The following is a 23054-nucleotide window of genomic DNA, read 5'->3' as shown; positions in this document are numbered from 1 at the left end:
CCCCCCCCCACCCCCCCCGGGGGGGGGCCGGGCCCCCCCCCCCCCCCCCGGGGGCCCCCCCCCCCCGGCCCGCGGGGGGGGGCCCCCCCCCCCCCCGCCCCGGCGACGACGATGACGATGACGCCGCCGAGATGGTGCGCGGCTTCGGCCTCGCGATGCTGGAGTTCATCGCGACCGCCGCCCGCGACGAAACCCTCACCTCCCTCCTCCGCGCCCGCGTCCACGTCATGCTCGACGCCTACGCCCGCGTCGCCTCCGAGACCCGGCCCCCCGGCGAGAACCTCCCCGTCGCGGACGTCGCCCAGCTCATGGCCGCCCTCGACCAGGGCGTCTCCGTCCTCGCCCTCAGCGGCATCTCCACCGTCGACACCACCCTCCTCCGCACCGGCCTCCGCCGCCTCGTCTCCCCGGCGACCGCCGCGACCGAACCCGCCCCGGGGCGCAGCGGCCACGCCTCCCCCCTCCCGGACGTCGAGCGCGTGGGGCGGCTGATCCGGGGTGCGGCGGACTCCTGAGCCGGGGGCGGACCTCATTCCCGCCGCGCGCCGACTGCGGGCAGGCCGGCCGGCGCGTCGCCGGGGCCGGGACCGGGGCCGGGGGCGCGTCGGCGGATCAGATCGGGAAGGAGGCCGGCGAGGCCGAGCACGGCCAGGGCGGCTCCGAGCCACAGCGGACCGCGCAGTCCGTGGGCTTCGATGGCCAGACCGCCGAGCGAGGAACCGATGATGACGCCGAGGGTGATGAAGGACGAGTGGACGGAGTTCACCAACGGCCCCGCGTTGCCCGCGCGCTGGACGCGGGTGGCCATCGCCGGGTTCATGGTGACGCCCACCAGGCCGATGCCCATCATGAAGATCAGTGCCGCGGCGGGAACGTCGGCGAGCAGCGCGAAACCGGTGAGGAAGACGGCGTTGAGCATCAGGCCGCAGAGCAGGACGCCGAGGGTGTGCCGGTCGGCCAGCCGTCCGACGATGCTGTTGCCGACCACGGTGGCGGCGCCGTAGGCGATGAGCAGCAGGGGGACCGTGTCGGCGCTGAAGCCGGTGACCTCGGTCAGGATCGGGTTGAAGTAGCTGAACACGGAGAACGTCGCACCGATGATCAGGGTGCTGGTGATGAACGCCAGCCAGAGCCCGGGCTTCCTGAACACCGTCATCTCCCGCCGGAAGCCGCCCCCTTCGCCGGTCCGCTCCAGTCGCGGCACTCCGACCGCGGTGCACAGTGCGGCGATCACCGTCAGAACGGCGATGGCCCAGAAGGCGGCCCGCCAGCCCAGACGTTCCCCGATCATGGTGGACAGCGGCAGACCCAGCAGAGTGCCGAGCATCAGCCCGTTCATGGCCGCCGCGATGGCCCGGCCGCGTACTTCCGGGCGGGTCAGCCGCACACAGATCGAGATCGAGACGCCGAAGAACGCCTGCGACGCGATGCCGGTGATCACGCGCGCCACCATCATGACGCCGTAGGAGGAAGCGGTGGCGGCCAGTGCGTTGCCTGCGAGGAAGACGACGAACAACACCATCAACGCGCCCTTTTGGGGGATCCTCAGCACCGCCGCTGTCAGAAACGGCCCGCCCGCTGCCATGGCCATCGCGAAGGCGGTGATCAGGTAGCCGATCCGAGAAATGGTCACGCCGAGCCCGTCGGCCATCTGAGGCATCAAACCGGCCACCACGAACTCGCTGGTCACCATGGCGAAGATGCCAATGGCCAGGACGTATACGGCACGGGGCACGGCCGGACCCGCCGACTCGGCCGTGTGGTGCCGCCCTTCTAAGGACATGAGGGTTCCCTTCCGAGATGTTTTGGATTGATCAGTACAAAATTTGCCCGGCGTGACCGTCCCCTCATCAACGGGGGCGTGTCATGGAGAGGTCAACAGGTGAAGGCGTCCATCGCGGCCTCCGCGACGGCCTCCAGGGCCGCCCGGTCGGCACCGCCCTGGGCCGACACCCGCATTCCGCCGATCACGGCGTTCAGATACCGGGCGAGCGCCTCCGGGCTCCGGTCCGACGAGACACTGCCGTCGCGCAGGCCGATCTCGAAGACACTCCGCAGCGCGGCCGTCCGCCGGTCCGTGTCCCGGCCCAGGAGCCGACCGATGTCCGGTTCGCGGCCCGAGAGCTCAACGGTGGTATTGACCCCGAGGCAGCCGACGCTGCGACCCCCCGGCCGGTTCCCCGCCTCCGCCTCGATGACGGACGCCAGCAGGAGACGAATCCTCTCCGCGGCGGGCAGGCTGGAATTCTCCAGTATGGCCGACTGATTGGAGTTCGTCATGTCGACATACCGGGCAAGCGCCCGCTGGAACAGCTCACGCTTGCTGTTGAACGTGTTGTAGAAGCTGCTGCGACCCAGCCCCGTGGCGACGCACAAGTCCTCCGTCGACGTGGCCTCGTAGCCGTTCGCCCAGAAGGCGCGCATCGCCGCGTCGACGGCCCGCGTCTCGTCGAACGTCCTGGGGCGCGCCACGCGGTGACGGTAACAGTTTTGTATGGGCCAGTTCAATACGGGTCGCGGATCTCGCGACGCGATGTCCGGCGGATGGCCGATGGCTCCGCCCGGGTGCACGCCGCCTGGGCTCATCTGCCATGCGATCACGTGACTGCGACCAGGACTTCCGCCGGACGGCGATACAGCTGCGCTCTGGCGGCGCTCTGCTGCTGGTCGCCGCGTCCCTGCTGTGGGTGTGGTTCGCGGCGCTGCTGTGCTCGGACTCTCCGTACCGGTGTCCGTCGTCGGCGCGGTTCACGCGGCGGCGTTGAAGGCGATCGTCGCAGCCGTGAGCAGCCGTGCCACGGCGATCCTGCCGCATGCGAAAGCCCTATCCCTGGCTCCGCTGTTGCTCAGGTGACTGCTCCAGTTGCAGCTCCCGCTTGCGCTGTTCTTCTTTGATCTTTTCCACGAGACGTGCGAACCGCCGCAACCTTTCCTTCTCCCCCTCCTCGGGCGTGAGGGAGGGGTCGACGTTCTCGTACTCGTCGAGGCGGAACTGGACCGCGGTGTAGTGCTTCTCGAGCTCGTCCGCGGTGGACTGCAAGTTGAATCCCCGCTCACGGAACTTGAAGTAGCCCGACAGGCCGGCGCCCACACCGACCGTGGCGCTGAGGATGGTGGCTGCCAGGTTCAGCGGCGTGATGTTGTTGTCCATGGCGACCAAGGTTGAAGCGACGATCGACCCGGCGATGATGAGGGCCTGGAGTGCATTGTTCACGCGCCGGTTGCGGGTTGCCCTGATCCGGTATGCGTCCATCAGCTCAAGAGTCGACTCCCGGTAGATCCGCAGTGCGGCCTCGGAGTCAAGAGGAAGCGCCGCAGCGGCGTTCTGCTTCGCCGCGAGCTTTTTGCGCAGCTCGGACGTGTGGTCGACCTTGGTCTTCCGGTTGTGCATCAGCATGACGCCCGCGCCGATCCACAAGGCCGCCACGATGATGAGCCCTGCCCACCGAGTGAAGGTCGGCTTCTCTTCCCAGAGCCCGATGACGACCGTGTAGCCGAGGAGGCCGGTCAGAACCATGGAGCCGAAGGCAATCAGGTAGTACATCCGCCGCTGGAAGCGGGTGGCCTTCAGATTTTCCAGAGCATGGTCGTAGGCCCTGCTCTTCTCCCGGTACTCGCTTTCCAGTGTGGTGATTTGGGCTTCGGTCAGTCGGGCCACAGCGCTTCTCCCCCGTGTGCATGCGGACGTAGCCGCTGCTCGCGCCGCAGGTGACCACGGCTTGATCCGTGTCGAGCGCGGCAGTCACCTTAAGTAGGCCAGGCGACATCCGAACACCTTGTTGTAAACACTTGGCCGAAAGTCGCTGAGGTGCGAGTCGATAGAACACTGGATTTCTCATGCCTTAACGCTGGATTTCCTATACCTTGCGGCCGGGACGATGCGGAGCGCCCGGGGCAGCCGATGTCTTGGCGCTTCGTCCGCAGCCGGACGCCCCCGTATCCTCACGGAGGCATGGCGAAGCAGCCCATCCGGACAGCTGCGAGGATCGCACGAGAGGCGGGCGGCCCATGGTGATGACCGATTACAACGTCAGCGACCACTGGTCCGCCGACGATCCGGACTGGCTGAAATCCCTGGTCTCGTCACTCGACCGGCGTCACGGTGCAAGCACCGTGATACCGCTCACCGCGCTCGCGGAGGAAATCCTGCAGTGGGTGGAGCTTGCCAGCGGCGTCGATGCCTGGAAGAACTCCGCCAACCGAAGGTCGCTCCAGCTCGACCTCGACGAGTCCACCCACGCGCTCGGCCCCTCGCTCCACGCGTGCATCGCAACACCACTTGAGCGATTTCAAACCGCCTTCGCACAGCTCATCGGAAGTCCCACGGTGATCTTGAAGCGGCCGCCGGGTACCCGCACCGACGCCTCCTGGACCAACGTCATCGGGACGGCGAGGGATCTCCTCGAAGCACTGGAGGCGGACGAAGCTGTCCGCGCCGGCTGGGACGACCTCGTGGCCACCGCCCAGGACCGCACCCTGGCGGGCCGGGAGTACCGGCCGATCGCCGAACTGCTCTTCGATCAGCTGCGCAGGCGCGGCCTCGATGCAGGGGGGATCGTCCGCGATCTGGTCTCGATAGTCGCATTCGGTCGTGACCTCAATGGCATCCCCATCGGCCAGAAGAATGTGCCGCTGTCGGAGCGGATGACGAACGCCCGAACCCGCATCGGCACTCCGGCCCAGGTCGAGCCGATCGTGGTGTGGCTCGGCTACCAGGGAGGGGCTTTCATGCACCTCTCCGCCGGGCGGGTGTCCTTCATCAACGCCCACTGGGCGGTTCCCAACGCCAGGCCGGAGCGCCAGGACTTCGAGCACAAGGCGGAGCTCTGGGAGCTGGTGCGGCACGGTGGCCTCTTCAAGGTCGCGAAGATGGCCGACGAGGAGTCCGACGTCGACTTCCTGGTCCGCGTCGACCTTGGCGAAACCACGGTAGCCGGTGCGTTGGAGCGTGCCGTTCACATGGTGAACACGATCCTCAACGTCTCGATCCACAACTCCGGCGGGGTCCGTCCGCACCTCGCCCAGTACGGGGTCCTGCGTTCCGGCAAGACCGGCCCTCTCAGCTGGCTTGTCTCCCAACGCCAGGCAGGCTTCCCCGATGACCGTTACGGTGAAAGCATCACCGCGGACGCGATCAAGAAGCATGGGCCGCGCATCGCATCGGCGCTGGCTCGCGAGGAGCTTCCCCGGTTCCTCACGGCCGCACTTGAGGTGCAGACCGCCGCCGACCATCCGTTCAGCCGTGCCATGGCGATGCGCAAGCCGTCCGAAGCGGATATCAGCAGCGTGATTCCCCTCGCGGACCGTGTGGTGCAACACGTCGCGGCACACGCCGCCCTCGCCCCCGGCGATCTGTTCGACCTCCTCGGTGAGCGCTGGCCGCACATTCGGTGGCTTACCGACGTGCGGCGAGCCGTTCATATGTGCCTGCTCGGCGGTGGGAACCAGAGGCCGCTGCGTGACGAACTGACCCGAGAGTGGCTCGCGGACAGACCGTCGCGCCCCTGGATCCTGTTCGTCGCCGACCGCTGCGGTGATCTCCTCTCGCTGTGCCGCATCGAGTCCGAGCGTGCCTGGATCAGGCGAATGTTCGCCAGTGTGAGCGATCATGCCGAGTACAGCGCCCTGATCGCGGACTACACCGCCGAAGGGGCCGTGTTGAAGGCCAGACGGAACCGTGTCCGCAACGCCCTGGTGCACGGCAACCCCGCCGGCTTTCCGATTGTCGCGTCCGTGCGCGAGTACGCCGAGTTCCTGAGCCGCAGTGCGCTCAACTGCGGTCTCGATTCCTACGTTCAGGGCACGGCGCCCGCTGCCGCACTCGGGCAGCAGTCGGACGAGTTCACCGCGATGCGGGAAGGTCAGGACGCCGCCGGCTACTGGCGAACTCGTCACACCACCCGGGCTTCAACAGATACGGCCCTGTCGTAGGCATGGGCATGGGGCACCCGGATTTCCTTGAGTGCTTCCGGTGCTCCGCCCGACCGATTCGCACATGCGGGACGTGCGGCCAAACCGGGAAGAGGGAACTGAGGCCCCGTAACCCTGAGTGAGGCTTCGGGGTCTCGTTCCAGTGCCTCTGTACCTGGTGCTTCGTCAGCGAATCCGACTAGCCTTGCACAGTTTTGCACAAGGCAATGGAAGAGGCGTTTCCGCAGTTCACAGCCGGATTTCGGGCACCCGGGCCGTGTTTTGCCCGACCCGGGCTCGCCCGAATCCCTAGATGTCGCGGAAGATCTCGATCTGCGCGCCCACCGAGTTCAGACGCTCCGCCAGCTCCTCGTAACCCCGGTTGATGACGTACACATTGCGCAGCACGGAGGTGCCCTCCGCCGCCATCATCGCGAGGAGGACCACCACTGCGGGGCGGAGTGCGGGCGGGCACATCATCTCGGCCGCGCGCCAGCGGGTGGGGCCCTCGACGAGGACGCGGTGGGGGTCGAGGAGTTGGAGGCGGCCGCCGAGGCGGTTGAGGTCGGTGAGGTAGATGGCGCGGTTGTCGTAGACCCAGTCGTGGATGAGGGTCTGGCCCTGGGCGACGGCGGCGATCGCGGCGAAGAAGGGGACGTTGTCGATGTTCAGGCCGGGGAACGGCATGGGGTGGATCTTGTCGATCGGGGCTTCGAGCTTGGAGGGGCGTACGGTCAGGTCGACCAGCCGGGTGCGGCCGTTGTCGGCGGTGTACTCGGTGGAGCGGTCGTGGTCGAGGCCCATCTCCTCAAGGACGGCCAGCTCGATCTCCAGGAACTCGATCGGGACGCGGCGGATGGTCAGCTCGGACTCGGTGACCACGGCGGCGGCCAGCAGGCTCATCGCCTCGACCGGGTCCTCGGAGGGGGAGTAGTCGACGTCGACGTCGATGGTGGGTACGCCGTGGACGGTCAGGGTGGTGGTGCCGACGCCCTCCACCCGTACGCCCAGGGCCTCCAGGAAGAAGCAGAGGTCCTGGACCATGTAGTTGGAGGAGGCGTTGCGGATGACCGTGACGCCGTCGTGGCGGGCGGCGGCGAGGAGCGCGTTCTCGGTCACGGTGTCGCCGCGCTCGGTCAGGACGATGGGCCGGTCGGGGGAGGTGTCGCGCTCGACCTCGGCGTGGTAGAGGCCCTCGGTGGCGGTGATGTCCAGGCCGAAGCGGCGCAGTGCGATCATGTGCGGCTCGATGGTGCGGGTGCCCAGGTCGCAGCCGCCGGCGTAGGGCAGCTTGAAGACGTCGAGCCGGTGCAGCAGCGGACCGAGGAACATGATGATCGAGCGGGTGCGGCGGGCGGCCTCGGCGTCGATGGCGTCCATGTCGAGCTGGGCGGGCGGCACGATCTCCAGGTCGACGCCCTCGTTGATCCAGCGGGTGCGGACGCCGATGGAGTTGAGGACCTCCAGCAGACGGAAGACCTCCTCGATGCGGGCGACCCGGCGGAGCACCGTACGGCCCTTGTTGAGGAGGGAGCCGCAGAGCAGCGCCACACACGCGTTCTTGCTCGTCTTGACGTCGATCGCGCCGGACAGCCGACGGCCGCCGACCACGCGCAGATGCATGGGACCGGCGTAACCCAGGGACACGATCTCGCTGTCGAGCGCCTCACCGATGCGCGCGATCATCTCAAGGCTGATGTTCTGGTTGCCGCGTTCGATGCGGTTGACCGCGCTCTGGCTGGTGCCGAGCGCCTCGGCCAGCTGCGTCTGCGTCCAGCCACGATGCTGCCGTGCGTCACGGATGAGCTTGCCGATGCGTACGAGGTAGTCGTCTGCCATGCGATTGAGGTTATCTCAGATATGAGATGTGGTGCGCGCCGGGGGTGGCGTTCGGGTGAAACTCCGGCGCTCCCTCGGACCTCTCTCTGACGATCCGTCGGCCGGGCCGCCCGGTCAAACCGGAGGCCGCCGTACGGGTGTCGGTGCGCCGCCCGGCACTACGTCGGCCCCCGCCCTGACGACGGCCAGGTCGGGGCCCGGCCGGCCCGTCCGCCGCCCGGCGGGGACCACCGGTCCGAACTCGCCCCGGTCGCCCGGAGAATGGCCGGATCCGGCGGCACGGCATGCTGTCCGCGTGGATTCCCCGACTCGCCAGCCCCAGAACCAGAACCAGGCCCACCCCCACGCCCCGCCCGCCACTGCGGGCGAGATGGTCGTCTGCGGCGACGACGCCCTCGCCCTCCGGCTCGCCGCCGAACTGCACGGCCTCTACCGCCAGCGGGTGACCCTCCTCACCCCGGACGCGAGCCTCGCCCCGGAACCCGGCCCCGGCACACCGCGGGTGCTGGAACACGAGACACCCGACCGCGCCACCCTCCGCGCGGCCGGTGTGGAACGGGCCGACGCGCTCGCGCTGATGTACGAGGACGACGAGACGAACATCCGGGGGGCCATGGCGGCCCGCAGGCTCAACCCCCGGCTGCGCCTGGTGATCCGGCTCTACAACCGCAAGCTCGGCCAGTACCTCGCCGAACTCCTCGACCAGGCCGCGCAGGTGGCCGGAGTCGACCGGGCCGCCGCGGAATCCCTCACCACCGTCCTCTCGGACGCCGACACCGCCGCCCCCGCGCTGGCCGCCACCGCGGCCGCGGGCACCAGCAAGATCGTCCAGGCGGACGGTCTGCTGCTGCGGGCCGCCGAGCGGCCGCCGCCCCGCCCCGGCGAGAGCGCCGAACCGGGGCTGTGCACCCTCGCCCTGCTCTCCTCCACCACCACCGACCCCGCCGGCGCCGAGGGCACCGACGCCAGCGGCGCGCAGGGCCCGCGGCTGCTGCCCGACGACGAGGAGGTCGCCGGGGCCGCCGGCCGCGGCAGCCTCGTACTGGAGACGATCTCGCCCAGCGGCCCCACCGGCACACCACGCAGGATCAGCGCCGCCGCGCTGCCCGTCGGGGAACTCTTCTCCCGCCGGGTCCGCTGGTCCCTGGCGGGCTTCGCGCTCGCGGTGACCGCCCTGGCCGTCGCCGCGTGGATCACCCAGGACGCCCACCCCCTGCACGCCGCCTACATCACCCTTCTGGACCTCTTCGCCATCAACGAACCCGCGGTCGACGCGAGCACCGACCGCCAGCTGCTGCAACTCCTCGCCGGGCTCGCCGGACTCCTGCTGCTCCCGGTCATGGTCGCCGCCGTCCTGGAGGCGCTCGGCTCCTTCCGCTCCGCCACCGCCCTGCGCCGCCCGCCCCGGGGCCTCGACGACCATGTCGTCCTGCTCGGCCTCGGCAAGGTCGGCACCCGTGTCCTGGCCCGCCTCCGCGAACTGGGCATACCCGTCGTCTGCGTCGAGGACGACCCCGACGCCCGGGGCATCGCCCTCGCCCGGAGCCTGCGCGTCCCCGTCGTCCTCGGCGACGTCACCCAGGAGGGCGTACTCGAAGCCGCCAGGATCCACCGCGCCCACGCGCTCCTCGCGCTCACCAGCTCCGACACCACCAATCTCGAAGCCGCCCTGTGCGCCCGCGGCCTCTCCCCCCGGCTGCGCGTGGCACTGCGGCTGTACGACGACGAGTTCGCCACCGCCGTCTACCGCACCCTGCGCGCGGCCCACCCCGACGCCCTCACCCGCAGCCGCAGCGTCACCTCCCTCGCCGCGCCCGCCTTCGCCGGGGCGATGATGGGCCGCCAGATCCTCGGCGCGATACCGGTCGAACGCCGCGTCCTGGTCTTCGCCGTCTTCGACGTCGGCGAACTCCCCGGGTTCGAGGGCCGGACCATTCAGGAGGCCACCCGGCCGGGCACCTGGCGGGTGCTCGCCCTGGACACCGCCGCCCCCGACGACCGCCGCCCCGACCTCTCCGCCGGTCACCACCACGACGACGGCACCGCCCACACCTCCGGGCTCCTCTTCGATCTGCACCCCGGCTATGTCCTGCGCCACGACGACCGCATGGTCCTCGCCACCACCCGTCAGGGCCTCGCCGACCTGCTCAGCACCCGCGCCGGGAGATAGCGGAGCGACAGCCGGGCCGGGCCCTCCGGGCCCTCCCGGTTCTCCCGGCCCTTCCCGCCCGGACGGCCCACACGGGCGGAACCACCCCGGGCGCACCGCTCGTTGACGGAGCGGACGGGCCGGGAAGGCCCCCGCCCGGGGTGAGGAGAGACCAGAGGGAGAGGGCCGAGAGCGGCGACGCGGCCGTCGTGGGCGCGGGGACAACCGGCCTGGTGGCCCCCGCCGAGCTGGCGGCGGCCGGCTGGTCGGTCGCCCTGCTGGAGCGGAACGCGGACATCGGCGGATTCATCGCGACCGAGGAACGCACCCTCCCCGGCTATCTCCACGACACCTACTCCTCCTGGCACCCGCTGTTCGTCTCCGGCCCGGCCCACGCGGTCCTGGGCGAGCGGCTGCGACAGCACGGCCTCACCTACCGCAATACGGAGGAGTGGGTCACCGCGAGCGTGGCCGACGACGGCCGCGCCACCCTCGCCCACCGCGACCCCGAGCGCACCGCCGACGGCTTCGCCGACCCGGCCGACCGCACCGCCTACCTCGCCGTCCTGCGCCGGTACGAGAGGAACATGGAGTCGCTCGGCGGGCTGCTCGGCGGCGAACCGCGCTCACCCGAGGCGCTGCGGCACCTCGCCAGGCTCTCCCGCGACGCCGGACGCGCCGGACGCGAACGGTGGCCGCGCTCGCTCGCCTCGGGCGGCCGGGGATACGCCCGCTCGGAGTTCCGGGGCGGCGAGGTCGACCATCTGTACGCCCCCTGGCTGCTGCACACCGGGCTCTCGCCCGACCAGGCCCCGGGCGGCTTCATGCTGCCGCTGCTCGCCGTCACCCTGCACGGCTTCGGCCTGCCCGTGGCGGCCGGCGGCTCGGGCCGGTTCCTGGATGCCTTCCGCTCGCTGCTCGACTCCCTCGGGGTCCGCGTCGAGACCGGCGCCGAGGTCGAGCGCATCGTCGTGAAGCGGGGGCGCGCGGTCGGCGTGGTCGCCGGGGGCCGGTTCGTCGGGGCCCGCCGCGCGGTGCTCGCCTCGGTCACCCCGACCGCGCTCTACGGCGAGCTGCTCCCCGAGGACGCCGCCGTCGGCGGCCTGCGCGAGGAGGCCGCCCGCTTCCGCCCCGGCCGGGGCGCGATGCAGATCCACGTGGCCCTCTCCGCCCCGCCCGAGTGGCGGGACGGCCGGCTGGCCGCGATCCCGCTGATCCATCTCTCCGACGGCTCCGGCAGCACCGGCATCGCCTGCGCGGAGGCCGAGGCGGGACTGCTGCCCCGGCGTCCCACCGTCGCCGTCGGCCAGCAGTACGTCCTCGATCCCTCCCGGGTCCCGCCGGGCGCGGCCGCCCTCTGGCTCCAGCTCCAGGAAGTCCCCTTCACCCCGCTCGGGGACGCGGCGGGCGAGCTGGACACCACCGCCGGCTGGACCCCCGAGCTGGCCCGGGGGTACGCCGACCGCGTCCTCGACCGTGTCGCCGCGCACGCGCCCGGCCTGCGCGAGAAGATCCTCGCCGTGGACGTCATCAGCCCCGTCCACCTCGCCGCCCACAACCCCAACGCGATCTGCGGAGACCCCTACGGCGGCTCCGCCGAACTCGATCAGAGCTTCCTCTGGCGCCCTCTCCCCGGCTCCGGCCGACACGCCACCCCCCTCCCCGGCCTCTGGCACATCGGCGCCTCCACCCACCCCGGCCCCGGCCTCGGCGGAGCCTCCGGCCACATGGTCGCCACCGCGCTGACCACCGCGTAATAGCGGACCTCTGCGTAATGTGCGCCTCTGATCCGGCCAATGATCTTGAGCCCGACGCTCTGACAACGGCCGAATCGACGAAGAGAGGATCTGCATGAAGAGCCGAATGCGCGGCGCACTCGCCGTCTGCGCCGCCCTGCTCGGACTCCTGGCGCCGACCACCGCCGGGGCCGCCGCCTTCCCGAAGCCCTCGGAGCTGTCCAAGACCGCCGGACAGAAGTTCCACATCAAGGTCGCTCAAACCGGCAAGTACGTCACGCTGTCCAACACCGATCAGGGCATCCTCACGGGAGCGCTCCGGGTTCAGGCCGGCACGCCGGCCACAGGGGATGCCGGTCTCCCGCACGTTTTCACGCTGCACACCTCGCGCCAGACCGAGAATGACCTGTACGGCGAAACAGTCACTCTGAGATCCGCGCAGAACGGCCTTTATGCGGCTGCGGAGATGGACTATCTCGAGCGCTGGGGAGTGATCCGGGCGCAGAGCGAGGGGCCGATCGGTGAAGAGGCGCGCTTCACTCTGGAGAAGCCGGACTCGGAGAAGGATGAATATGCGCTGAAGTCCAATACAACCGGTAAGTACCTCTCCGCGCGCGACAACGCGACGGACAAGGGGCTGCTGATAGCGAACCAGGAAAGTGCGCGAGGGTGGGAGAGGTTCGTCCTGGAGCCGGTGCCCGGCCCCGGGGCCCTTGCCCAGGCCCCTGCGGCCGCGCCGAAGAGCCTTGACGTGATGTCGTGGAACGCCTGTCTCAACAACGGCACCAAGGACGTGGGCACCGGGGCTCTGCGATGTCCGCTCTACAAGAGCACGGCGGTGAATTTCGCCACCGAGTTCATGGCGCAGCTGAAGGAGCACGAGGAGAAGGTCCTTGGGACTCCCAAGCCTGGGGACCCCAGGCCTGAGGATCTCAGGCCGGACATCATCCTTCTCCAGGAGTTCTGTGAGAAGTACGCGAGGCCTCTGGAGGATGCGCTGGAGGCCAACCGTTCAGAATGGGATGTGCGGTTCGCTCCCATCGAATACAAGGTGAGGGCCAGTGGCAAGGATGCGCCCCTCAAGGCTCAGAAGCCGTGTGCCCGTGATGTCAATGGTGTCGATCGCGGAGCGTACGGCGTGGCGATCGCCGTCCCTGACGAGAACAAGTTCTATGAGGCGCACAGTCTGACCTCGCCCGCCGACGAGATGGTGACGAACCTCGACGGCTCGGTGAAGGTGAACCCCGACGGCACAACGACAGTGACGAAGAAGAAGGAGCAGCGCACCGCCCTCTGCGCCACCGTCCCGTCCTGGTCGGTCTACGCCTGCACCGCGCACTTCAGCCACGGAGGCGAGGCCGACGCGGCCACCCGTCTGGCACAGTCCGAGGAGCTCCGGGCCGCGTCCGCGAAAGCGACGGCCAAGGGCTATCGGGTGATCGTCGGGGGCGACCTCAACGCGGCGCCGGGCGACCCCGTGGCCAAGTCGTTCTACGACGCAGGTCACCAGGAGTGCGATGCGAAGGACCGGCCGGCCACCCCCACCGAACCGGCCACCAAGAAGGACCGGCCCACCACCACCGGAAACAATGTGAAGTACGACTACGTCTTCGCCCCCGCGAACAGCTCCTGGACGTTCTGCCGGGTGGCCTCCGCCCCGCCCGTCGATAAGCCTCACCGCTCAGACCACTACGTCGTGCGAGGTGATGTCTCCCTCGGCTAGGTAATGCCGGCGCCCCCGTCCGGGACCGTCCGGACGGGGGCGTGACAGTGAACACCGGCCGCCCGGGCATGACCGAGCCGCACCGATGTACTAGAGTTATCTCGACATCGAGATATCTGCCGAAGACGTGCCGCAGCCGCCACTCGGTAAGGGTTACCTAACTAAGCCCTACCTTAGCGGATCGGCGAGGAGCCGTGGCGGCAGCATGGACGTAGTACGCGCACATTGATGAAGGAGACTGTCGTGTCGGCGAACAGCTTCGACGCCCGCAGCACGCTGCGCGTGGGCGACGAGTCTTACGAGATCTTCAAGCTGGACAAGGTCGAGGGCTCCGCACGCCTCCCGTACAGCCTGAAGGTTCTCCTGGAGAACCTGCTCCGCACCGAGGACGGCGCGAACATCACCGCCGACCACATCCGGGCGCTCGGCGGCTGGGATTCCCAGGCGCAGCCCAGCCAGGAGATCCAGTTCACGCCGGCCCGCGTGATCATGCAGGACTTCACCGGTGTTCCCTGCGTCGTGGACCTCGCCACGATGCGTGAGGCCGTGAAGGAGCTGGGCGGCGATCCGGCGAAGATCAACCCGCTGGCCCCGGCCGAGCTGGTCATCGATCACTCCGTCATCGCCGACAAGTTCGGTACGCACGAGGCCTTCGCGCAGAACGTCGAGCTGGAGTACGGCCGCAACCGGGAGCGCTACCAGTTCCTGCGCTGGGGCCAGACCGCGTTCGACGAGTTCAAGGTCGTCCCGCCGGGCACCGGCATCGTCCACCAGGTGAACATCGAGCACCTGGCCCGCACGGTCATGGTCCGCAAGGGCCAGGCGTACCCGGACACCCTCGTCGGCACCGACTCGCACACCACCATGGTCAACGGCCTCGGTGTGCTGGGCTGGGGCGTCGGCGGCATCGAGGCCGAGGCCGCGATGCTGGGCCAGCCGGTCTCCATGCTCATCCCGCGGGTCGTCGGCTTCAAGCTGACCGGTGAGCTGACCCCCGGCACCACCGCCACCGACCTGGTGCTGACCATCACCGAGATGCTGCGCAAGCACGGTGTCGTCGGCAAGTTCGTGGAGTTCTACGGCGAGGGCGTCGCCGCCACCTCGCTCGCCAACCGCGCCACCATCGGCAACATGTCGCCGGAGTTCGGCTCCACCGCCGCGATGTTCCCGATCGACGACGAGACGCTCAAGTACCTGCGTCTGACCGGCCGTGACGAGCAGCAGGTCGCGCTGGTCGAGGCGTACGCCAAGGAGCAGGGCCTCTGGCTGGACCCGGCCGCCGAGCCCGACTTCTCCGAGAAGCTGGAGCTTGACCTCTCCACGGTCGTCCCCTCCATCGCCGGACCGAAGCGCCCGCAGGACCGGATCGTCCTCGCCAACGCCTCGCAGCAGTTCGCCGTCGACGTGCGCAACTATGTCTCGGACGACGAGGAGGCGGGCAAGGAGTCCTTCCCGGCCTCCGACTCCCCGGCGAGCGCCAACGGCGTGCCGTCGCGCCCGACCACGGTCACGGCCCCCGACGGGTCCACGTACGAGATCGACCACGGCGCCGTCACCGTCGCCGCGATCACCTCCTGCACCAACACCTCGAACCCGTATGTCATGGTCGCCGCCGCGCTGGTGGCCAAGAAGGCGGTCGAGAAGGGCCTGACCCGCAAGCCGTGGGTCAAGACCACCCTCGCCCCGGGCTCCAAGGTCGTCACCGACTACTTCGACAAGGCGGGGCTCACCCCCTACCTCGACAAGGTCGGCTTCAACCTCGTCGGCTACGGCTGCACCACCTGCATCGGCAACTCCGGCCCGCTGCCGGAGGAGGTCTCCAAGGCCATCAACGAGCACGACCTGGCCGTGACCTCGGTGCTCTCCGGAAACCGGAACTTCGAGGGCCGGATCAACCCGGACGTCAAGATGAACTACCTGGCCTCCCCGCCGCTGGTGGTCGCCTACGCCATCGCGGGCTCCATGAAGGTGGACATCACCCGCGACGCCCTCGGCATCGACCAGGACGGCAAGCCGGTCTTCCTCCAGGACATCTGGCCCACCGAGGCCGAGGTCAACGACGTCGTCGCCAACTCCATCGGCGAGGACATGTTCAACAAGTCCTACCAGGACGTCTTCGCGGGCGACGCCCAGTGGCAGGCGCTGCCGATCCCGACCGGCAACACCTTCGAGTGGGACACCGAGTCCACCTACGTCCGCAAGCCCCCTTACTTCGAGGGCATGACGATGGAGACCACCCCGGTCTCCGACATCTCCGGCGGCCGCGTGCTCGCCAAGCTCGGCGACTCGGTCACCACCGACCACATCTCCCCGGCCGGTGCGATCAAGGCCGACACCCCGGCGGGCAAGTACCTCACGGAGCACGGCGTCGAGCGCCGCGACTTCAACTCCTACGGCTCGCGCCGTGGCAACCACGAGGTCATGATCCGGGGCACCTTCGCCAACATCCGGCTGCGCAACCAGATCGCGGCCGGCACCGAGGGCGGCTTCACCCGCGACTTCACCCAGCCCGACGCGCCGGTGTCGTTCATCTACGACGCCTCGCGCAACTACATCGAGCAGGGCATCCCGCTGGTCATCCTCGCGGGCAAGGAGTACGGCTCCGGCTCCTCCCGCGACTGGGCCGCCAAGGGCACCGCGCTGCTGGGCGTCAAGGCCGTCATCGCCGAGTCGTACGAGCGCATCCACCGCTCCAACCTCATCGGCATGGGCGTGCTGCCCCTCCAGTACCCGGAGGGCGCGTCCGCCGAGGCCCTCGGCCTCACCGGCGAGGAGACCTTCTCCTTCACCGGCGTCACCGAGCTGAACAACGGCACCACGCCGCGCACGGTCAAGGTCACCACCGACACCGGTGTGGAGTTCGACGCGGTCGTCCGCATCGACACCCCGGGTGAGGCCGACTACTACCGCAACGGCGGCATCATGCAGTACGTCCTGAGGAACCTCATCCGAGGCTGACGGACACCCGTAGAGGGCCGCGTCACCGCTTCACGGCGGGGGCGCGGCCCTTTCGTGTGCGCCCCCGCCGGATCCGCTCAAAGCTCGCCCAATGCTCGCCCAACGCGTCCTCAAAGCGGGCGGGCCCCGGCGAGATCCGCGCGTGCGGCGTCGGGGTTGAGGGGAACCTCTCAAGGTCGTTCACCGCCCAGAACCGCGGGCCGGGACCAGTCGCTGTGTCCCGGCCGAAGCGGATCTGCCGACCGCGAAGGGCTCCACCTCATGGCCGACGTATTCCGCAAGCTCCTCGTCCCCGTCCTGCTCGCTGTGACGTCCTTAGGGCTGCCCTCGGCAGCCGTGGCGGACGCTGCCCCCGCCGAGCTGGGGCCGACCGCCGGCAACATGTGTCTGAGCAGCGACTATCCGAGATCTCGCATCGTCAATGTGGAGCCCTGCAATTTTGGTTCCCGGCAGCAGTGGACGGTGAGTGGGGAGCAGATCTCGCAGTCCGCGCACCCGGGCATGTGTCTGAGCAGCGACTATCCGAGGTCCCGCATCGTCAATGTGGAGCCCTGTAACTCCGGGTCCCGGCAGCGCTGGATGGTGAGTGGGGAGCAGATCTCGCAGTCCGCGCACCCGGGCATGTGCCTGACCAGTGACTATCCGAGGTCCCGCATCGTCAATGTGGAGCCGTGCAACTCCGGGTCCCGGCAGCGCTGGACGGTCAGCGGCGAGCAGATCAGCCTGACCACCGTCTGACCTTCCGGTCCGGCCCCGGGGCCGGACCGGAACACCAGGAGGGCCCCGCCGCGCCGGCGGGGCTCTCGTGCGTACGGCGATGGCGAAGGCGATGCTGAAGGCGATGGCGAAGGCGAAGGCGGACGGGAATCCGATGCCGAACTCTCTCCATGAAGTGGTGAAGAATTCCAGCCACCTGGCTTTCGGCTGAAGATCGACCGGATTACCCTCGGATTCCCTGGGTGTCAGCGATTTCATCCCTGTCGGGCACCTCGATGTCCTTGCCGCTGATATCGCCCGGTATTCCTTCGGTCAACCCTTCGTCGGCTCCGTAGGGCCTTTTCCGGCCGTCTGTTCCGGTATCAACGGCTGTCAACGGTCGCCAACGGCATTGCTTCGGTCGGGCGGCAGTTCGGTCGCGTCGAAGGGGAAAGCGATTTCTGTCTCCGGGCTCAAGGGCCGCCCCGGCCCGCTCCGCCGCCGTCGACGAGACGTACACAACCAGCGCCGTGGTGACAGGAGTTGGTCTGTGAAGGGGTCCGCCGGACTCCATCGATGCCCTGCTCCCGCCCTCGCGCATCCCTTTCAGGGCGCGAAGGCGCATACGGACAACGTTGTCGATTCCGTGTCGCAAGCTCCAGTAGGGAGGCAAGTGACCATAGATGTCAAGGGTTCTGACGCTGTCTTTAGGCTGGAACCTTGTGTTCCGCGAGGATTGACATGGCTGAATGCCCGTGGAGGGTGCTCAGATATCCGGGAGGTCTCAACTCGGGAAAGACTGTTGCCCAACCATGCTTTCGATCTTGCTCCGTTGAGGCGAAGTGGACTATACCTGTCGGCACCCCGCAAGGCTGTCGCACACAGTGCCGCGGGTAGGGGGAACCAGGAGTCGGACAGTCGTGCGTCTATTCACTGCTGCCCGGATTCTGTTCTCACCGCCGACCCTTACAGACCGAGCTTCAATGTCTCCCTCCGGGAGGCAAAGCAACTGACCGCGGTGGCGGGGCCCTTCGCCTGAGGCGATATCTACGGGCGACTTGTTCACCGCCTGAGTCCTGATGAAGGCGAGGACTTGAGCATGGGATCCACCTCCGCCCACAACAATGAGGGTCTCGGCCGTCGTAATCTGATCAAGCGCTCCGCTGCGCTCGGCCTGATCACCGTGCCCACGATGGGCTTCCTCTCCGCCTGTGCCACCGGCGGCGGCACAGAGGAGAAGCCGGCCGCCAAGGAGACCGGCACGGTCTCGGCGAAGAACCCGCTCGGCGTGAAGAACGGCGTCGCGCTGGAGGCGTTCATCTTCAAGGGCGGCCTCGGCGACCAGTACGCCAAGGACGCGGAGGCCGACTACAAGACGACGTACCAGGCCGAGGTCAAGCACACCGGCACCCAGGAGGTCGGCCCGAAGCTCACCCCCCGCTTCGCGGGCGGCACCCCGCCGGACGTCATCGACAACTCCGGCGCCAACCACCTGGACATGAACAAGCTCTCCAGCCAGGGACAGCTCCAGGACCTGGGCGTGCTGCTCGACGCGGCGTCGCTGGACGACCCGAACAAGAAGGTCCGCGACGTCATCCACCCCAGCACGCTGGAGAAGGGCAAGCACGGCGACAAGTTCGACGTGCTGTACTACGCCTTCACCATCTACGGCACCTGGTACTCCCAGAAGCTGCTGGAGGACAAGGGCTGGGCCTACCCCAAGACCCTCGACGAGATGGTCAAGCTCTGCGGCGACATCAAGAAGGAGGGCATCGCGCCCTGGACGTACGCGGGCAAGTACCCGTACTACGTCCACTTCAATCTGTTCGCCCAGATCGCCAAGATCGGCGGCATGCCGGCCTGGGTCGAGATCGACAACCTGGAGCCGAACGCCTGGACCAAGAACGACGCGGTCAAGGAGGTCATCGAGCACTACGAGGAGCTGGCCGCCAAGAAGTACTTCCTGGAGGGCAGCGAGGGCCTGACCCACATCCAGTCCCAGACCTCCTGGACCAAGAACAAGGCCGTCTTCATCCCCAACGGGTCCTGGGTGGAGAACGAGGCCGCGCCCACCACCCCGAAGGACTTCGGGATGTCGGTCGGCGCACTGCTCGACGGCACCGGCGACAAGCTGCCCTCCGGCACCCTGCGCGGCGAGCCCAGCGAGCCGTACATCGTCTCCGCCAAGGGCAAGAACCCGCTCGGCGGCATGGAACTGCTGCGCATCATGCTCTCCAAGAAGCACGCGCAGAACTTCGCCACCAAGGTCAAGTCGCTGACCTGCGTGGTCGACGCCACCGAGGGCATGACCCTCTCCCCGGGCCTCGCCTCGGCGAGCGCGGCGGTCAAGGCGGCCGGTGACAACCTCATCAGCCTCCAGCTCCAGGAGTGGTACCCGGCCCTCACCGACGAGAAGATCGGCGGCCTGACCGGCCAGCTGCTCACCGGTGACCTCAAGGCGTCGGAGTGGATCAAGAAGACCCAGGCTGAGGCCGACAAGGTGGCCCAGGACAGCTCGGTCACCAAGTTCAAGCGCGCCGGCTGACACCGACACCGACAGGCCATCCGTCCTAAAGAAGAGGGGAAGGGCCGGGAAGCAGATGCAACACGGCAAATACCGATTCATCGTGGGCTTCCTGGCCCTACCTTTGATCATCTACGGCGTCTTCGTGCTCTCGCCGTTCGTCCAGGCCTTCCAGATCTCCCTGACCGACTGGTCGGGACTGGTCGGCACCGCCAACTTCATCGGCCTGGACAACTTCGAACGGCTCTGGGAGAGCGACGACTTCTGGAACGCGCTGCGCCACAACGTCTACATGCTGGCGCTCGTCCCGGTGGTCACCCTCGGACTGGGCCTCTTCTTCGCCTTCATGCTCAACGTGGGCGGCCGGCGCAAGAAGAACGAAGTGGTCACCGGTGTGACCGGGTCGAAGTTCTACAAGTTCGTCTTCTTCTTTCCGCAGGTCATCTCGATCACCATCGTCGCGGTCATCTGGTTCAACATCTACAACCCCGACCCCAACGACGGCATGCTCAACTCCCTCCTGGGCACAGTGGGTCTGGACAGCCTCCAGAACTCCTGGCTCGGCGAGAAGAGCATCGCCCTCTGGTGCATCAGCGCGGTCATGGTCTGGGGCCATGTCGGCTTCTACGTGGTGCTGTTCTCCGCCGCGATGGCCTCCATCCCGCGAGACATCTACGAAGCGGCGCTGCTGGACGGCGCCAACCGCTTCCACACCTTCTTCAAGATCACCCTCCCGCTGCTGTGGGACGCGGTGCAGACCGGCTGGGTGTACATGGGCATCATCGCCCTGGACGCCTTCGCCCTGGTCCAGATCATGTCGGTGAACAACGGCGGACCCGACGGCGCGACCGATGTCATGCCGCTGCGGCTGTATGTCACGGCCTTCCGGGACAGCCAGTTCGGCTACGCCTCCGCGATGGGAATCGCGATGCTCATTGTCACGATGACGTTCGCACTGCTCACCATGCGCTTCGCGCGGCGTGAGCGAGTCGAGTTCTAGGGGTACGGCGGATGACGACCGAAGAGATCGATGCGGTGGCGAAGCTGGACACGCCCGCCCCCCGTGCCACCGGGGCCGACGGCCCGGCGGCGAAGAAACGCGTCGCCACCGAGGGCGGGGTGCTGAATGTCTTCTCGCACGGCATTCTCGTCGTCTGGGCGCTGATGGTCGGCGTGCCGCTGCTGTGGGTGCTCTGGAGCGCCTTCAAGGACAGCAACGGCATCCTGACCGACCCCTGGGGGCTGCCGACCGCCCTCCACTGGGAGAACTGGTCCAACGCGTGGAACGACGCGAACATGGGCCAGTACTTCATCAACACCGCCATCGTGGTGGGCGGTTCGGTGGTGGGCACCATGGTGCTGGGCTCCATGGCCGCCTATGTGCTGGCGCGCTTCACCTTCCCGGGGAACAGATTTATCTACTACCTGTTCGTGGCGGGCATGTCCTTCCCGGTGTTCATGCTGGTGATCCCCCTCTTCTTCGTACTGAGGGACTTCCCGGGCAGCACACTGCTGGCGACCTACCACGGACTGATCCTGGTCTACATCGCCTACTCGCTGCCCTTCACCGTCTTCTTCATGACCTCCTTCTTCCGTACGCTGCCGAACTCGGTGGCGGAGGCGGCGATGATCGACGGAGCCTCGCACACCCGGACGTTCTTCCAGGTGATGCTGCCGATGGCCAAGCCCGGTCTGATCAGCATCGGCATCTTCAACTTCCTGGGGCAGTGGAATCAGTATCTGCTGCCGATGGTCCTCAACCAGCAGGAGGAGAAGTACGTACTCACCCAGGGTCTGGCGATGATCGCCCTCCAGCAGGGCTATGAGAACGACTGGGGGGCGCTGATGGCGGGCATGATGATCGCCATGCTCCCGGTGCTCATCGTGTACGCGATCTTCCAGCGCCAGGTCCAGGCCGGTCTCACCGCCGGCGCGATCAAGTAGCGGTACGGGCGGAGAGTACGAGCAGAGGTACGAGCAGCGCGCGGGCGACGCCCGCGGGCCCCCGGCGGACGGTTCCGCCGGGGGCCGATGCGCGCCGTGACCTCACAGGTCTTGACGGCGTCCCCCGCGGCCGGAGAGCTTGGCCCTCACAAGGTGGAGCGAGTCCCGGGGTTCCGCCGGGACGCTCCGGGACGCTCCGGGCGGGAATGAGTGAGCAGGGATGCAGACTCCGGGATCGCAGACATCACTGCACCGGGCCAATCTGGAGCGGGTCGTCCGGGCCGTGCGCATGGCGGGCTCACCGACCCAGGCCGAGATCGCCCGGAGCACCGGTCTCTCGGCCGCCACCGTCTCCAACATCGTCCGTGAGCTGAAGGAGAGCGGGGCGATCGAGGTCACCCCCACCTCGGTGGGCGGCCGGCGGGCCCGCAGCGTCTCGCTGAGCGGGGACGCGGGGGTCGTCGTCGGAGTCGACTTCGGCCACACCCGACTCCGGGTCGCCGTCGCCGACCTCGCCCACCGGGTGCTCGCCGAGGAGTCCGAGCCGCTCGACGCCGACTCCGGCGCCGAGGAGGGCCTCGACCGGGCGGCGGAGCTGATCGGACGGCTCGTGGCACGCGCCGGAGCCGCCCCGGGCAAGGTGATCGGCGTCGGCCTCGGCGTCCCCGGCCCCGTCGACACCGACTCCGGGGTGCTCGGGGCCACCTCGATGCTGCCCCGATGGGTCGGGGCCAGCCCCGGCAGGGAGATGTCCGACCGGCTCGGCGTACCCGTCCTGGTGGACAACGACGCCAACCTCGCGGCCCTGGGAGAGCTGATCTGGGGCGGCGGCCGGGGCATCGCCGACCTCGCCTACATCAAGGTCGCGGAGGGCGTCGGCGCGGGCCTGGTGATCGGCGGCCGGATCTTCCGGGGCCCGGGCGGCACCGCCGGGGAGATCGGCCACATCACCCTGGACGAGTCCGGCCCGGTCTGCCGCTGCGGAAACCGGGGGTGCGTCGAGACCTTCGCCGCCGCCCGCCATGTCCTCCCGCTGCTCGGACCCGCCCACGGGCCCGGGCTGACGATGGAGCGCGTGGTGGCCCTGGCCCACGAGGGCGACCTAGGGTGCCGCCGGGTCGTCGCCGACGTGGGCCGCCATCTCGGCAGCGCGGTGGCGGGCCTGTGCAATCTGCTCAACCCCAGCCGGGTGCTGATCGGCGGATACCTCGCGGAGGCGGGCGAGCTGGCCCTCGGTCCCGTACGCGACTCCGTCGCCCGCTACGCCATCCCCAGCGCCGCCCGCTGGCTCACCGTGGCCGCCGGATCGCTGGGGGCCCGCGCCGAGGTGCTGGGCGCGGTGGCCCTGGTGCTCAGCGAGATGGGGGACTCGCCCCTCATCGCCGGAGCCGGAGCCGGAGCCGGAGCCGGAGCCGGAGCCGTTGAAGCCGGGGCCGTCGGAGTCGTCGGAGTCGTCGGCACCGGTGGCCCGGTCCGCGAGCCCGTCGCCTCGGTCTAGGGACCCGCCCCCGCCCGCGGGCGGATGTGGTTCTCGCCACTGTCGGCCCCGCCCGTGCCCTCCCGGGAACCTCGCGC

Annotated in this window: 16 protein-coding genes; 12 read left to right on the top strand and 4 right to left on the bottom strand. The window is 68.8% G+C overall.

The features are described from left to right. Positions 1 to 131: 131 nt before the first annotated feature. On the top strand, positions 132 to 515 hold the full coding sequence (locus IE247_RS15560) for a hypothetical protein (protein ID WP_190123706.1): 384 nt from the start codon (positions 132 to 134) through the stop codon (positions 513 to 515). A 14-nt stretch (positions 516 to 529) separates the two neighbouring features. Here the strand turns inward: IE247_RS15560 and IE247_RS15555 are convergent, their stop codons facing one another. Together IE247_RS15555 and IE247_RS15550 are read right to left on the bottom strand one after the other, a co-directional pair. After that, complete coding sequence (locus IE247_RS15555; RefSeq protein ID WP_190123705.1) at positions 530 to 1735, bottom strand: MFS transporter; 1206 nt, start codon at positions 1733 to 1735, stop codon at positions 530 to 532. Between the two features lie 140 nt (positions 1736 to 1875). Further along, on the bottom strand, positions 1876 to 2472 hold the full coding sequence (locus tag IE247_RS15550) for a TetR/AcrR family transcriptional regulator (protein WP_190123704.1): 597 nt from the start codon (positions 2470 to 2472) through the stop codon (positions 1876 to 1878). Positions 2473 to 2591: 119 nt separating this feature from the next. Here IE247_RS15550 and IE247_RS15545 point away from each other — a divergent pair, with 119 nt between their 5' ends. After that, positions 2592 to 2765, top strand: coding sequence for a hypothetical protein (locus IE247_RS15545; RefSeq protein ID WP_190123703.1), 174 nt, complete (start codon positions 2592 to 2594; stop codon positions 2763 to 2765). A gap of 59 nt (positions 2766 to 2824) precedes the next feature. On the opposite strand, the gene IE247_RS15540 is transcribed toward IE247_RS15545, so the two are convergent. Continuing rightward, positions 2825 to 3658: an SLATT domain-containing protein gene (locus IE247_RS15540; protein WP_190123702.1), complete on the bottom strand. Its 834-nt coding sequence runs from the start codon at positions 3656 to 3658 to the stop codon at positions 2825 to 2827. Between the two features lie 350 nt (positions 3659 to 4008). On the opposite strand from IE247_RS15540, the gene IE247_RS15535 reads away from it, so the two are divergent. After that, positions 4009 to 5931, top strand: coding sequence for a hypothetical protein (locus IE247_RS15535; RefSeq protein ID WP_229869134.1), 1923 nt, complete (start codon positions 4009 to 4011; stop codon positions 5929 to 5931). Positions 5932 to 6219: 288 nt separating this feature from the next. Here the strand turns inward: IE247_RS15535 and IE247_RS15530 are convergent, their stop codons facing one another. Beyond that, a complete protein-coding gene (locus IE247_RS15530; protein ID WP_190123701.1) occupies positions 6220 to 7749 on the bottom strand; it encodes a helix-turn-helix domain-containing protein in 1530 nt (509 codons plus the stop codon). Between the two features lie 370 nt (positions 7750 to 8119). Between IE247_RS15530 and IE247_RS15525 the strand changes: the two genes are divergently transcribed. From IE247_RS15525 to IE247_RS15485, 9 genes are all read left to right on the top strand, one after another. Then, a complete protein-coding gene (locus IE247_RS15525; protein WP_190123826.1) occupies positions 8120 to 9919 on the top strand; it encodes an NAD-binding protein in 1800 nt (599 codons plus the stop codon). A 140-nt stretch (positions 9920 to 10059) separates the two neighbouring features. After that, positions 10060 to 11655, top strand: a complete 1596-nt coding sequence (locus tag IE247_RS15520) for a phytoene desaturase family protein (RefSeq protein WP_190123700.1) — start codon at positions 10060 to 10062, stop codon at positions 11653 to 11655. A 94-nt stretch (positions 11656 to 11749) separates the two neighbouring features. Continuing rightward, a complete protein-coding gene (locus IE247_RS15515) occupies positions 11750 to 13357 on the top strand; it encodes an endonuclease/exonuclease/phosphatase family protein (protein ID WP_190123699.1) in 1608 nt (535 codons plus the stop codon). 243 nt (positions 13358 to 13600) lie between these two features. Continuing rightward, entirely contained in the window at positions 13601 to 16315 is a 2715-nt protein-coding gene (gene acnA, locus IE247_RS15510) for an aconitate hydratase AcnA (protein WP_308433235.1), read from the top strand. 261 nt (positions 16316 to 16576) lie between these two features. After that, positions 16577 to 17053 carry an RICIN domain-containing protein gene (locus IE247_RS15505; RefSeq protein ID WP_190123697.1) on the top strand — a complete coding sequence of 159 codons (477 nt, stop codon included), beginning with the start codon at positions 16577 to 16579 and terminating at the stop codon, positions 17051 to 17053. Between the two features lie 1057 nt (positions 17054 to 18110). After that, complete coding sequence (ngcE, locus tag IE247_RS15500; RefSeq protein WP_190123696.1) at positions 18111 to 19556, top strand: N-acetylglucosamine/diacetylchitobiose ABC transporter substrate-binding protein; 1446 nt, start codon at positions 18111 to 18113, stop codon at positions 19554 to 19556. 55 nt (positions 19557 to 19611) lie between these two features. Then, on the top strand, positions 19612 to 20535 hold the full coding sequence (locus IE247_RS15495; RefSeq protein ID WP_190123695.1) for a carbohydrate ABC transporter permease: 924 nt from the start codon (positions 19612 to 19614) through the stop codon (positions 20533 to 20535). Positions 20536 to 20546: 11 nt separating this feature from the next. Continuing rightward, complete coding sequence (locus IE247_RS15490) at positions 20547 to 21479, top strand: carbohydrate ABC transporter permease (RefSeq protein ID WP_190123694.1); 933 nt, start codon at positions 20547 to 20549, stop codon at positions 21477 to 21479. A 220-nt stretch (positions 21480 to 21699) separates the two neighbouring features. Beyond that, positions 21700 to 22977, top strand: coding sequence for an ROK family transcriptional regulator (locus IE247_RS15485; protein ID WP_190123693.1), 1278 nt, complete (start codon positions 21700 to 21702; stop codon positions 22975 to 22977). Positions 22978 to 23054: the final 77 nt, after the last annotated feature.

The sequence above is a fragment of the Streptomyces inusitatus genome (genome assembly GCF_014651115.1).
Taxonomy (GTDB): Bacteria; Actinomycetota; Actinomycetes; order Streptomycetales; family Streptomycetaceae; genus Streptomyces; species Streptomyces amakusaensis.
The sequence above is the reverse complement of the archived record's forward strand: the minus strand, read 5'-3'. Positions and strand labels throughout refer to the sequence as shown.